The sequence below is a fragment of the Variovorax sp. SG517 genome (genome assembly GCF_013376045.1).
GTDB lineage: Bacteria > Pseudomonadota > Gammaproteobacteria > Burkholderiales > Burkholderiaceae_C > Variovorax.
The window spans coordinates 47,350-60,254 of the sequence record NZ_JABMJG010000011.1 but is presented as its reverse complement, the minus strand read 5'-3'; the positions used below and the strand labels follow the sequence as shown (position 1 = coordinate 60,254).

Sequence of the window (12,905 nt, the reverse complement as noted above, 5' to 3'; positions counted from 1 at the left end):
GGGGAGTTATTTTTCCACCGCCGCCCATTCGGCCGGCGTGTATGTCTTCATCGAAAGCGCATGCACCTCGTCGGTGTGCATTTTCGCACCCAGGGTGGCGTAGACCCGCTGGTGGCGCTGGATCGAGCGCTTGCCCTCGAATTCGGCCGAGACGATGGTCGCGTACCAATGTCGGCCATCGCCCTCCAGCGAGATGTGCTCGCACGGCAGGTGGGCGGTGATGATGGCTTGGAGCTGGTCAGCGGTCATGGGGATCGTGGAAGGAGGCGTTCAGCCTCTAATTTTGTAGCCGATGCGGAGAAGATGGATGGCAATGGCGCTCACCACCAGCCACGCGGTGCCGACGATACCCAGGCTGAGCCAGGGCGAGGCGTCGCTCACGCCGAAGAAGCCGTAGCGGAAACCGTCGATCATGTAGAAGAACGGGTTCAGGTGGCTGACGCTCTGCCAGAACGGCGGCAGCGAGCCGATCGAATAGAACACGCCCGACAGGAAGGTCATGGGCATGATCAGGAAGTTCTGGAACACCGCCATCTGGTCGAACTTCTCGGCCCAGAGCCCGGCAATGAGCCCCAGCGTGCCCAGCATGGCCGAACCCAGCAGCGCGAACACCAGGATCCACACCGGCGCGACGAAGCTCGGCTGTGCGAACAGCACCGTCACCACGAACACGCCCAGCCCCACGGCCAGCCCGCGGATGACCGAGGAGCCCACGTAGGCGAAGAACCAGCCCCAGTGCGACAGCGGCGTGAGCAGCACGAAGACCAGGTTGCCCATGATCTTGCTCTGGATGATGGACGACGAGCTGTTGGCGAAGGCGTTCTGCAGCACGCTCATCATCACCAGGCCCGGAACGAGGAAGGCGGTGTAGCCGACGGTGCCGTAGACCTTCACGTGGTCTTCGAGCACGTGGCCGAACACCATCAGGTACAGCAGCGCGGTGAGCACCGGCGCACCCACGGTCTGGAAGCCGACCTTCCAGAAGCGCAGCGTCTCCTTGTAGAGCAGCGCGCGCCAACCGGTGACGGCGATCATCGCGCCACCTCCAGCGGAGTCTGCTCGCCGGCCATCAGGTCGATGAACACGTCTTCCAGGTCGGCCTTGCGCATTTCCACGTCTTCCACCGTGACGCCGGCTTCGCGAATGGCGGCCAGCAGTTGTTCGACTTCATGGGCGTTCTGCGCCGGCAGCTGCACGATGCGCCCGGTGATGCGCGCGTGCTGCGCGATCGCCCAGGGCAGCATGGCGTCGGTCTTGAAGCGCAGCACGTTGCTCGCGGCCGATTTCAGCAGCTCGCTGGTGCGGTCGAGCGCGATCACCTTGCCGAGCTTGAGCATCGCGATGCGGCTGCACAGCGCCTCGGCCTCTTCGAGGTAATGGGTGGTGAGCAGCACGGTGCTGCCCTGCTTGTTGAGTCTGGCGACGAACTGCCAGAGCGTCTGGCGCAGCTCGACGTCGACGCCGGCGGTGGGCTCGTCGAGCACGATCACCGGCGGCTTGTGCACCAGTGCCTGCGCCACCAGCACGCGGCGCTTCATGCCGCCCGAGAGCTGGCGCATGTTGGCCGTGGCCTTGTCGGCCAGGCCCAGGCTCTGCAGCAGCTCGTCGATCCAGGCCTCGTTGTTGGTGATGCCGAAGTAGCCCGACTGGATGCGCAGCGACTCGCGCACGTTGAAGAAGGGGTCGAACACCAGCTCCTGCGGCACGATGCCGAGCTGCCGGCGCGCCTGCGCGTACTCGCGCTGCACGTCGAATCCATGGACGCTGATGGCGCCCGCCGTGGGCCGCGAAAGGCCGGCGAGCATGCTGATCAGGGTGGTCTTTCCCGCGCCGTTCGGGCCGAGCAGGCCGAAGAACTCGCCCTCCTCGATCTGGAAGCTGACCTCATCGACCGCCTTGAGCCCGGACTTGCCCTGGGCTTTCTGCTGTCTGGAAGGGGGATAGGTCTTGGAGACCGACTGGAATGAGATCGCGGGCATGGGAGCCCGCGATTTTAAGGTGCCGCTCTACAAGCTGCCTTGCAGCGGCCCGATACCCTCATGCGGCCCCAGCCGCGGCCAACGGGTCAGGGCGCGGCGGGCAGCAGGCCGGCAATGCCGTACAGGGCCGCCAGTTCGCGCAGCCGGGGCGAGAGCCCCTTGACGGAGAACCCACGCCCCAGTGCGCTCGATTCGCGCCGGCATTCGAGCAGCACGGCCAGCGCCGAGGAGTCGAAATGGGTCAGCGCCGTAGCGTCGACCACGGTCGACGACGAGTCGGCCTGGCCCTTGAGTCCCTGCTGCAGCATGCGCATGCAGGCGGGGGCCTCGTCATGGGTCAGTCGGGCGGGCAGGACCAGCATTGCGCGCGGCTCCGGCTCAGCCCTTGCCGTTGCCCTTGTTGCGCGCGGCCAGCGCGGCGATCAGGCCGTCGATGCCGCTCTTGTTGATTTCCTGCGCGAACTGGGTGCGGTAGGTATCGACCAGCCAGACGCCCAGCACGTTCAGGTTGTAGACCTTCCAGCCGGCGCCCTGGCCGGGGGTCTTCTCGAGGCGGTAGTCGAGCTGGACCGGATCGCCGCGGCCCTTGACCTCGGTGCGCACCAGCACGTCCTTGTCGTCGGGCGAACCGCGGAACGGACGCACGGTGACGGTCTGGTCGGTCACCTGGTCGAGCGCGCCGGCGTAGGTGCGAACCAGCAGAGCCTTGAACTCGTCCTGCAGGCGCTTCTGCTGCTCGGGAGTGGCGGTACGCCAGGCCGGGCCGACGGCCGAGGCGGTCATGCGCTGGAAGTTGACGTTCGGCATGATCTTGCTGTCGACCAGCACCATGATCTTGTTGACGTCGCCCGACTTGATGGACGAGTCGGCCTTGATCGTTTCGAGCACGTCGGTCGACAGGCGCTTGACCAGTGCATCGGGCGCCTCGTCGGCGGCACGCGCGGGCTGGACGAAGGCAACGGCGGCACTGAACAGCAGTGCGCCGGCCAGAGCCAGGCGACCGAGATCGCGACGTTGCAGGGTCTTGTTGTTCATGGAGAGTCCCTCATTCAAGTTTGAAAATCCGCAGGCACCCGGAAAAACCGGCTGCTGAGACAGGAACGGATTCGAGCCCCACCGGGCCGACGGGGTTCCTGTCCGGGAGGTGAAGCCTTGCAACCGGATGCAAGCGGCCTGCCCTCCCTGCGTGGTCTTTATTATTTGTCGGCGCCCTTGTCCATGCCGCCGCCGTCGTCGGGCGGGTTGCCGTCGTAGACCTGGCTGCGGCGGCGCTGCAGGTACGCATCGCGCGTGAACGAATACTTGTCGAGCGCCGCGTCGCCGAGCAGGCGGCTCGCACGCAGGTACTGCGAGCGCGTGTCGACGACGCGCAGCACCGTCAGCGAATTGCGCCAGGGGATGTCTTCCACATGGCCCAGCGGGTCGCCCCACATATCGAGCGGCTTGGCGGCGGTGTCGCGCAGCGTGGAGGAGCCCAGCAGCGGCAGCACCACGTACGGGCCGGAGCCCACGCCCCAGTAGCCCAGGGTCTGGCCGAAGTCTTCCTCGTGACGGGGGATGCCCGCCTCGGTTGCCACGTCCAGCACGCCGCCGAGGCCGAAGATGGTGTTGACGTTCAGCCGCATGAAGGTCTCGGCACTGTTCTGCAGCTTGAGCTGGGCCACGTTGTTGGCCAGATTCCAGACGTCGCCGATGTTGCTGAAGAAGTTGTTCACGCCGGTGCGCACCATGGAGGGCAGCGCGTTCTGGTAAGCCGTGGCCGCGGGGACCAGCACGGCATCGTCGACGGCGTCGTTGAAGCGCGAGACGCCGCGGTTGAACGGCTCGAAGGGGTCGGCGGGATTGGCGCTGGGGCCGGTCGCGCAACCGGCGGCCAGGGCGAGTACTGCGCCGGCGCCAATCCAGCGGGCGCAATTTGCTACGTTATTCATAGCAAAAGACAAAGAAGATCGTGTTTTCATTTCTTGTTGGCTGTTCCAGACGTGGAATTTCCCTCCGCCGCCTTGCTGTACAGGAACTGGCTGATCAGGTTTTCCAGCACCACGGCCGACTGGGTCGCGGTGATGGTGTCGCCGGCTTGCAGGTTCTTGTCCTCGGCGCCCGCCTCGATTCCGATGTACTGCTCGCCGAGCAAGCCACTGGTCAGGATCTTGAGCGAGCTGTCCTTGGGAAAACTGTAACGGTTTTGCAAAGCCAGCGTGACGTCTGCCTGAAAGGTCTTGTCGTTGAAGGAGATGGATTCCACACGGCCGACCACCACGCCGGCGCTCTTCACCGCGGTCTGCGGCTTCAGGCCGCCGATGTTGTCGAAGCGCGCCGTGACCGAATAGGTCTTCTGGAAGTTCAGGCTCAGCAGGTTGGCCGACTGCAGCGCGAGGAACAGCAGCGCAGCAGCGCCGATCAGGACGAACAGGCCGACCCAGATGTCGTTGTTGGAACGTTGCATATCGACTCTTCCTAAATTCCAGCGGTTTGGCTCATTCGGGGAACACCGCAGAACCGGCTTTGCCGGGCTGCAGGTGTTGCCCCCTGCAAGGGGGTTGGCGGCCACACGAAGTGGGCAAGCCTGGGGGTGTGCCTGGTCATATGCTGAACATCATGGCGGTGAGCAGGAAGTCCAGCCCCAGCACCGCCAGCGACGCCGACACCACGGTCCGCGTGGTCGCGCGCGACACGCCCTCGGGCGTGGGCTGGGCCTCGTAGCCCTGCAGCAGCGCGATGAAGGTCACGGTGAAGCCGAAGACGATGCTCTTGATGACGCCGTTGCCGACGTCGCGCCACACGTCGACGCCGCCCTGCATCTGACCCCAGAACGCGCCCGGGTCCACGCCCAGCATCATCACGCCCACCACGTAGCCGCCCAGGATGCCGACCGCGCTGAACACGGCCGCCAGCAGCGGCATGGTGATGACGCCGGCCCAGAAGCGCGGCGCGAGCACGCGCTGCACCGGGTCGATCGCCATCATCTCCATGGCGCTCAGTTGCTCGTCGGCCTTCATGAGGCCGATCTCGGCCGTCAGCGAAGTGCCGGCGCGGCCGGTGAAAAGCAATGCCGCCACCACCGGGCCGAGCTCGCGCACCAGGCTCAGCGCGACCAGCAGGCCGAGCGCTTCCGAGGAGCCATACCGCTGCAGCGCGTAGTACATCTGCAGCCCGAGCACGAAGCCCACGAACAGGCCCGACACGCCGATGATCGCCAGCGAGTAGTTGCCCAGGAAATGGATCTGGTCGCGCACCAGCCCGAAGCGGCGCATGATCCGCGCGCCCGGACCGACCAGCCGCATGAAGAGCTTCGCGCCGTAGCCCAGGTTGGCCAGGTGGCGGCGCGTGGCAAAGCCGGCGTCGGATGGCTTCCACCAGGTCATGAGCGCCCTCCTTCGACGTTGCCGAAGTCGTCCTCGATGCTGACGCCCGGGTAATGGAAATGCACCGGCCCGTCGGGCAGCGCATTGACGAACTGATGAACCAGCGGATCGGCGCTTTCGCGCACCTCGGCGGGCGTGCCCTGCGCGGCGATGCCGCCGTTGGCCAGGATGATCACGTGATCGGCGATGCGGAAGGTTTCCTCCAGGTCGTGCGACACGATGATGCTGGTGAGCCCGAGCGCGTCGTTGAGCTGGCGGATCAGGCGCGCGGCCGTGCCGAGCGAGATCGGGTCGAGGCCGGCGAAGGGCTCGTCGTACATCACGAGGTCAGGGTCGAGCGCAATGGCACGCGCCAGCGCCACGCGCCGCGCCATGCCGCCCGACACCTCGCTGGGCATCAGGTCGCGCGCGCCGCGCAGGCCGACGGCGTCGAGCTTCATGAGCACCACGTCGCGCACCAGTGCCTCGGAAAGCTGCGTGTGCTCGCGCAGCGGGAACGCCACGTTGTCGAACACGCTCATGTCGGTGAAGAGCGCACCGAACTGGAACAGCATGCCCATGCGCCGCCGCGCTGCGTAGAGGGTGCTCGCATCCATCTTGCCGACATCGCTGCCGTCGAAGAGCACCTCGCCGCGCTGCGCCTTCTGCTGCCCGCCGATCAGGCGCAGCACCGTGGTCTTGCCGCCGCCGGAGGCGCCCATCAGCGCCGTCACCTTGCCGCGCGGCACGGCGAACGAAACGCCGTCGAGGATGGCGCGTGCGCCATAGCCGAATCTGACGTCGCGAAACTCTACGAAGGGATGTGGCAGTGGTGCGGCTGGGTCCATCTCAATAAAAATGCCGGGGCGCTCTTTCAAGCATCCCGGCATGCGGTTTGACGCGGATGATAACGGGGCCGTGGCCGCCCCCGCGAAACTGAAACAAAATTCAGCGCGGCGGCCGTCAGACCCTCGTCAGGAACTCGCTCTCGCCGAACGCGATCCGCGCGGATCAGCGAGGCAGGTCGCTGAAACCCATCAGGAATTCGTCCACCGATCGCGCGGCCTGGCGGCCTTCGCGAATCGCCCACACCACCAGCGACTGTCCGCGGCGGATGTCGCCCGCGGCAAAGACCTTCGGAACGTTGGTTGCATAGCCGCCGATGAAATCGACCGTTGCGCGGGCGTTGCCGCGTGCGTCCTTCTCCACGCCGAAGGCGTCGAGCACGTTGGCCACCGGGCTCACGAAACCCATGGCGAGCAGCACCAAGTCGGCCTTGAGCACCTGTTCGCTGCCGGGCACTTCCTGCATCCTGCCGTCCTTCCACTCGACGCGAACGGTCTTCAGGCCGGTGACCTTGCCCTTTTCGCCGATGAACTCCTTGGTGGAGATCGCGAACTCGCGCTCGCAGCCCTCTTCATGGCTGGAGCTGGTGCGCAGCTTGATCGGCCAGTAGGGCCAAGTCAGCGGGCGGTTCTCTTCCTCGGGCGGCTGCGGCATCAGCTCGAACTGCGTGACGCTGACGGCGCCGTGGCGGTTGCTGGTGCCCACGCAGTCGGAGCCGGTGTCGCCACCGCCGATGACGATCACGTGCTTGCCGTCGGCGCGCAGCTGTCCCTTGACCTTATCGCCCGCGTTGACGCGGTTCTGCTGCGGCAGGAACTCCATCGCGAAGTGGATGCCGTCGAGGTCGCGCCCGGGCACGGGCAGGTCGCGCGACTGCTCGGCGCCGCCGGTGAGCAGCACGGCATCGAATTCTTTCTGCAGCTGCTCGGGCGTGACGGTTTCCTTGGCCAGGTTCGTGACCTTGGAGCCCTTGCCCAGCGGATCCTTCGCGGCGCCGACGATCACGCCGGTGCGGAACACCACGCCTTCGGCCTTCATCTGCTCGACGCGGCGGTCGATGTGCGACTTCTCCATCTTGAAGTCGGGAATGCCGTAGCGCAGCAGGCCGCCGATGCGGTCGTTCTTCTCGAAGAGCGTCACGTCGTGGCCGGCGCGTGCCAGCTGCTGGGCCGCCGCCATGCCGGCCGGGCCCGAACCCACCACCGCCACCTTCTTGCCGGTCTTGTGCTTGGCGACGCGCGGCGCCACCCAGCCTTCGTCCCAGGCGCGGTCGATGATCGCGTGCTCCAGCGACTTGATGCCGACAGCGTCGTCGTTCACGTTGAGCACGCAGGCTGCCTCGCAGGGCGCGGGGCAGATGCGGCCGGTGAACTCGGGGAAGTTGTTGGTCGAGTCGAGCACCGCGAAGGCGTTCTGCCAGTCGTTGCGGTACACGAGGTCGTTGAAGTCCGGAATGATGTTGTTGACCGGGCAGCCGCTGTTGCAGAACGGCGTGCCGCAGTCCATGCAGCGCGCGCCCTGCACCTTGGCCTGTTCGGTGTTCAGGCCGACGACGAATTCCTTGTAGTGCTTGACGCGTTCGTCGACGGGCTTGTAGCCCTCTTCGATGCGCTCATGCTCCATGAAGCCGGTGATCTTTCCCATCGTGGTTCCTTTTCACACCCCCGTCGCTTGCTCACTGCGTGTAGCCGCCTCCCCCCTCGAGGGGGCAACACCGGCGGCCCGGCAAAGCCGGTTCCGCGGTGTTCCCCGAAGGGGTCGAGACAGTTTCACGCGCTGCATGCGATGCGGGGGCTCGTTGTGTTGGTTGATCTTCAAGCGGCGGCGGGAGCCGACTGCGGTGCGGGGGCGGCCAGCGCGTGCGGCTCCAGGCCGATGTGCGCGTTGTTGCCGCTGCTCGTGAGCTCGACCTTGCGGTCGTGCAACTCGGCGAGCGCGCGCTTGTATTCGTTGGGGAAGACCTTCACGAACTTCGTGCGCGACACGGACCAGTTGTCGAGCAGCTCGCGCGCGCGCTTGCTGCCGGTCCAGCGGTGGTGCTCCTCGAGCAGCTTCTTCAGTTGGGCCTCGTCGGTCTCGCCGCCGTGCCAGATCTTGCGGTGCACGCTGGCGGTCTGCTCGGCCGAAGTCAGCACCTTTTCGAGCGAGACCATCGACAGGTTGCAGCGCGATGCGAACTGGCCGTCCTCGTCGTAGACGAAGGCGACGCCGCCGCTCATGCCCGCGGCGAAGTTGCGGCCGGTCTTGCCCAGCACCGCCACCGTGCCGCCGGTCATGTATTCGCAGCCGTGGTCGCCGGTGCCTTCGATGACCGCCGTGGCGCCCGACAGGCGCACCGCGAAGCGTTCGCCGGCCACGCCGCACAGGTAGGCCTCGCCGGTGGTCGCGCCGTACAGCGCGGTGTTGCCGACGATGGTGTTGCGCGCCGCTTCGCCGCGGAAGTCGAGGCTGGGGCGAACCACCACGCGGCCGCCCGAGAGGCCCTTGCCGGTGTAGTCGTTGGCGTCGCCGATCAGGTACAGCGTGATGCCTCGCGCCAGGAAGGCGCCGAACGACTGGCCGCCCGTGCCTTCGAGCTGGATGCGGATCGAGTCGTCGGGCAGGCCCTGCGGATGCACCTTGGTCAGCGCGCCCGAGAGCATCGCGCCCACCGAACGGTTGACGTTGCGCGCCACCTCGATGAACTGCACCTTCTCGCCCTTGTCGATGGCGGGACGCGACTTCTCGATGAGCTTGACGTCAAGCGCCTTGTCGAGGCCGTGGTCCTGGTTCTCGACATGGAAGCGCGGCACCTCGGCCGGCACGTTCGGCAGCGCGAACAGACGGCTGAAGTCCAGGCCGGCAGCCTTCCAGTGCTCGATGCCCTTGCGCATGTCGAGCAGGTCGGCGCGGCCGATCAGGTCGTCGAACTTGCGGATGCCCAGCTGGGCCATGATCTGGCGCACTTCTTCCGCGACGAAGAAGAAGTAGTTGACGACGTGCTCGGGCTTGCCAGAGAACTTCTTGCGCAGCACCGGGTCCTGCGTGGCCACGCCCACCGGGCAGGTGTTCAGGTGGCACTTGCGCATCATGATGCAGCCCTCGACCACCAGCGGCGCCGTGGCAAAGCCGAACTCGTCGGCGCCCAGCAGCGCGCCGATGGCGACGTCGCGGCCGGTCTTCATCTGGCCGTCGGCCTGCACGCGGATGCGGCTGCGCAGGCGGTTGAGCACCAGCGTCTGCTGCGTCTCGGCCAGGCCGATCTCCCACGGGCTGCCCGCATGCTTGATCGACGACCAGGGCGAGGCGCCCGTGCCGCCGTCATGGCCGGCGATCACGACGTGGTCGCTCTTGCACTTGGCGACGCCTGCAGCGATCGTGCCCACACCGATCTCGCTCACCAGCTTCACGCTGATGCTGGCGTGCGGGGCGGTGTTCTTCAGGTCGTGGATCAGCTGCGCCAGGTCTTCGATCGAGTAGATGTCGTGGTGCGGCGGGGGGCTGATGAGGCCCACGCCCGGCACGGCATAGCGCTGCTTGCCGATGTACTGCGTGACCTTGCCGCCCGGCAGCTGACCGCCCTCGCCGGGCTTGGCGCCCTGCGCCATCTTGATCTGGATCTGGTCGGCCGAGTGCAGGTACTCGGCCGTGACGCCGAAGCGGCCCGACGCGACCTGCTTGATGCGCGAACGCAGGGAGTCGCCGTCCTTCAGCGGAAGGTCGACCTCGACGTTCTCGGCGCCGACGATGCTGCGCAGCGTGTCGCCCTGCTTGATCGGGATGCCCTTGAGCTCGTTGCGGTAGCGCGCGGGGTCTTCACCGCCTTCGCCGGTGTTGCTCTTGCCGCCGATGCGGTTCATGGCCACGGCCAGCACCGAGTGCGCCTCGGTGCTGATGGAACCCAGCGACATCGCGCCGGTGGCAAAGCGCTTGACGATCTCGGCCGCGGGCTCGACCTCGTCCACCGGAATGGCCTTGGCCGGGTCGATCTTGAACTCGAACAGGCCGCGCAGCGTGAGGTGGCGACGGTTCTGGTCGTTGATGAGCTGCGCGTATTCCTTGTACGTGTTCCAGTTGTTGGAGCGCGTGCTGTGCTGCAGCTTGGCGATGGCGTCGGGCGTCCACATGTGCTCCTCGCCGCGCGTACGCCAGGCGTATTCGCCGCCGGCGTCGAGCATGTTGGCGAGCACCGGGTCGTTGCCGAAGGCAGCCTTGTGCATGCGGATGGCTTCCTCGGCGATCTCGAAGACGCCGATGCCTTCCACGCGGCTGGCGGTGCCGGTGAAGTACTTGTTCACCGTCTCGCTGTTCAGGCCGATGGCCTCGAACAGCTGCGCGCCGCAATAGCTCATGTAGGTGCTGACGCCCATCTTCGACATGATCTTCGACAGACCCTTGCCGATGGCCTTGACGTAGTTGTAGACCGCCTTCTCGGCGCTCAGCTCGCCGGGCAGGTCGGCGTGCATGGCCACCAGCGTTTCCATGGCGAGGTAGGGGTGCACGGCTTCCGCGCCGTAGCCCGCCAGCACGCCGAAGTGATGCACCTCGCGCGCCGAACCGGTCTCGACCACCAGGCCGGCCGTGGTGCGCAGGCCCTCGCGCACCAGGTACTGGTGCACGGCCGACAGCGCCAGCACGGCGGGAATGGCCACCTGCGTGGGGCTCACGCCGCGGTCGCTCACGATCAGGATGTTGTTGCCACCCTTGATGGCGTCCACAGCCTCGGCGCACAGCGAGGCCAGTTTGGCCTCGACGCCCTCGTCGCCCCAGGCGAGCGGGTAGGTGATGTCGAGCACGTAGCTCTTGAACTTGCCCTGCGTGTACTTGCCGATGTCGCGCAGCTTCGCCATGTCGTCGAAGTCGAGGATCGGCTGGCTCACTTCGAGCCGCATCGGCGGGTTGACCTGGTTGATGTCAAGCAGGTTCGGCTTGGGGCCGATGAAGGACACCAGCGACATCACGATCGCTTCGCGGATCGGGTCGATCGGCGGGTTCGTGACCTGCGCGAACAGCTGCTTGAAGTAGTTGTACAGCGGCTTGTTCTTGCTCGAGAGCACGGCCAGCGGGCTGTCGTTGCCCATGGAGCCGATGCCTTCTTCACCAGCTTGCGCCATCGGGCTCATCAGGAACTTGATGTCTTCCTGCGTGTAGCCGAAGGCCTGCTGGCGGTCGAGCAGCGGCACCTGCGACAGCGGTGCCTTGACCGCCTCGGCGGCCTCCGCCTTCACGCTGTCGAGCTTGATGCGCAGGTTCTCGATCCACTGCTTGTAGGGCTTGCTGTTGGCGAGGTTGGCCTTGACCTCCTCGTCGTCGATCAGGCGGCCCTGCTCCAGGTCGATCAGGAACATCTTGCCGGGCTGCAGGCGCCACTTGCGCACGATCTTCTGCTCGGGCACGGGCAGAACGCCCGATTCGGAGGCCATGATGACCAGGTCGTCGTCGGTCACGCAGTAGCGCGAGGGGCGCAGGCCGTTGCGGTCGAGCGTGGCGCCGATCTGGCGGCCGTCGGTGAACACGATGGAGGCCGGGCCGTCCCACGGTTCGAGCATGGCGGCGTGGTACTCATAGAACGCGCGGCGGCGCGGGTCCATGGTGGCGTGCTGTTCCCAGGGTTCGGGAATCATCATCATCACGGCCTGGCTGATGGGGTAGCCGGCCATCGTCAGCAGCTCGAGGCAGTTGTCGAAGGTGGCGGTGTCGGATTGGCCGGCGAAGCTGATCGGGTAGAGCTTCTGCAGGTCGGCGCCCAGCACGGGCGACGACATCACGCCTTCGCGCGCCTTCATCCAGTTGTAGTTGCCCTTGACCGTGTTGATTTCGCCGTTGTGGGCGACGTAGCGGTACGGGTGGGCCAGCGGCCACTCGGGGAAGGTGTTGGTCGAGAAGCGCTGGTGCACCAGGCCCAGGGCCGAGACGCAGCGCTTGTCCTGCAGGTCGAGGTAGTAGGTACCGACCTGATCGGCCAGCAGCAGGCCCTTGTAGACCACGGTGCGGCTCGACATGCTGGGAACGTAGTATTCCTTGCTGTGCTTGAGCTTCAGGCGCTGGATGTTGGCGCTGGCGGTCTTGCGGATCACGTAGAGCTTGCGTTCCAGCGCGTCCTGCACGATGACGTCGTTGCCGCGGCCGATGAAGACCTGGCGCAGCAGCGGTTCCTTTTCGCGCACGGTGGGCGACATGGGCATGTCGCGGTTGACCGGCACGTCGCGCCAGCCGAGCAGCACCTGGCCTTCGGCCTTGATGGCGCGTTCCATCTCCTGCTCGCAGGCTTCGCGGGAGGCGTGCTCCTTCGGCAGGAAGATCATGCCGACGCCGTATTCGCCCGGCGGGGGCAGCGTGACGCCCTGCTTGGCCATTTCCTCGCGGTAGAGGTGGTCGGGCAGCTGGATCAGGATGCCGGCGCCGTCGCCCATCAGCTTGTCAGCGCCCACTGCGCCGCGATGGTCGAGGTTTTCGAGGATCTTCAGGCCCTGCAGCACGATGGCGTGGCTTTTCTCGCCCTTGATGTGTGCAACGAAGCCGACGCCGCAGGCGTCGTGCTCGTCGGCAGCGGAATAAAGACCGTGTTCTTGGAGATGCTTGATCTCGGCAGCCGTCGTCATGGCGCGCTCCTTCAGTTTTCGCAGGGAATCGGAGCATATTGCGTTGCACAAAGAATGCCAAACACTTTAATAGGGGTCAGATTCCATTTAAATGTTGAGTTTTTCGATAGGAATAAAATCAGGGACACATCAAAATAAGGAGCAAAAGAATCAAC

11 protein-coding genes are annotated in these 12,905 nt (G+C 65.9%); all 11 read right to left on the bottom strand.

Features of this window, described 5'->3' with window-relative positions; translation table 11 throughout:
* Positions 1 to 6: 6 nt before the first annotated feature.
* On the bottom strand, positions 7 to 249 hold the full coding sequence (locus FHT32_RS28625) for a BolA family protein (protein ID WP_019654412.1): 243 nt from the start codon (positions 247 to 249) through the stop codon (positions 7 to 9).
* Positions 250 to 270: 21 nt separating this feature from the next.
* On the bottom strand, positions 271 to 1,035 hold the full coding sequence (locus tag FHT32_RS28620; protein WP_176667953.1) for an ABC transporter permease: 765 nt from the start codon (positions 1,033 to 1,035) through the stop codon (positions 271 to 273).
* A complete protein-coding gene (locus FHT32_RS28615) occupies positions 1,032 to 1,979 on the bottom strand; it encodes an ABC transporter ATP-binding protein (protein ID WP_019654414.1) in 948 nt (315 codons plus the stop codon). Before FHT32_RS28615 ends, FHT32_RS28620 begins: the two co-directional genes overlap by 4 nt.
* A gap of 86 nt (positions 1,980 to 2,065) precedes the next feature.
* Positions 2,066 to 2,341, bottom strand: a complete 276-nt coding sequence (locus tag FHT32_RS28610) for a lipid asymmetry maintenance protein MlaB (RefSeq protein WP_126182675.1) — start codon at positions 2,339 to 2,341, stop codon at positions 2,066 to 2,068.
* A gap of 16 nt (positions 2,342 to 2,357) precedes the next feature.
* Positions 2,358 to 3,014, bottom strand: a complete 657-nt coding sequence (locus FHT32_RS28605; RefSeq protein WP_176667952.1) for a phospholipid-binding protein MlaC — start codon at positions 3,012 to 3,014, stop codon at positions 2,358 to 2,360.
* 161 nt (positions 3,015 to 3,175) lie between these two features.
* Positions 3,176 to 3,910, bottom strand: coding sequence for a VacJ family lipoprotein (locus FHT32_RS28600; RefSeq protein WP_176667951.1), 735 nt, complete (start codon positions 3,908 to 3,910; stop codon positions 3,176 to 3,178).
* A gap of 26 nt (positions 3,911 to 3,936) precedes the next feature.
* Positions 3,937 to 4,425, bottom strand: coding sequence for an outer membrane lipid asymmetry maintenance protein MlaD (gene mlaD / locus FHT32_RS28595; RefSeq protein WP_093196378.1), 489 nt, complete (start codon positions 4,423 to 4,425; stop codon positions 3,937 to 3,939).
* Positions 4,426 to 4,561: 136 nt separating this feature from the next.
* Positions 4,562 to 5,344 (bottom strand): lipid asymmetry maintenance ABC transporter permease subunit MlaE, encoded by a 783-nt coding sequence (gene mlaE / locus FHT32_RS28590; RefSeq protein ID WP_093196380.1) that lies wholly within the window; start codon positions 5,342 to 5,344, stop codon positions 4,562 to 4,564.
* The gene (locus FHT32_RS28585; protein ID WP_176667950.1) at positions 5,341 to 6,171 is read right to left on the bottom strand and encodes an ABC transporter ATP-binding protein; all 831 of its coding nucleotides are present in this window, start codon (positions 6,169 to 6,171) and stop codon (positions 5,341 to 5,343) included. The genes mlaE and FHT32_RS28585 overlap by 4 nt, the downstream gene beginning before the upstream one ends.
* Before the next feature lie 163 nt (positions 6,172 to 6,334).
* Positions 6,335 to 7,813: a glutamate synthase subunit beta gene (locus FHT32_RS28580; protein ID WP_176667949.1), complete on the bottom strand. Its 1,479-nt coding sequence runs from the start codon at positions 7,811 to 7,813 to the stop codon at positions 6,335 to 6,337.
* A 170-nt stretch (positions 7,814 to 7,983) separates the two neighbouring features.
* Entirely contained in the window at positions 7,984 to 12,750 is a 4,767-nt protein-coding gene (locus FHT32_RS28575; RefSeq protein WP_176667948.1) for a glutamate synthase-related protein, read from the bottom strand.
* Between the last annotated feature and the right edge of the window lie 155 nt (positions 12,751 to 12,905).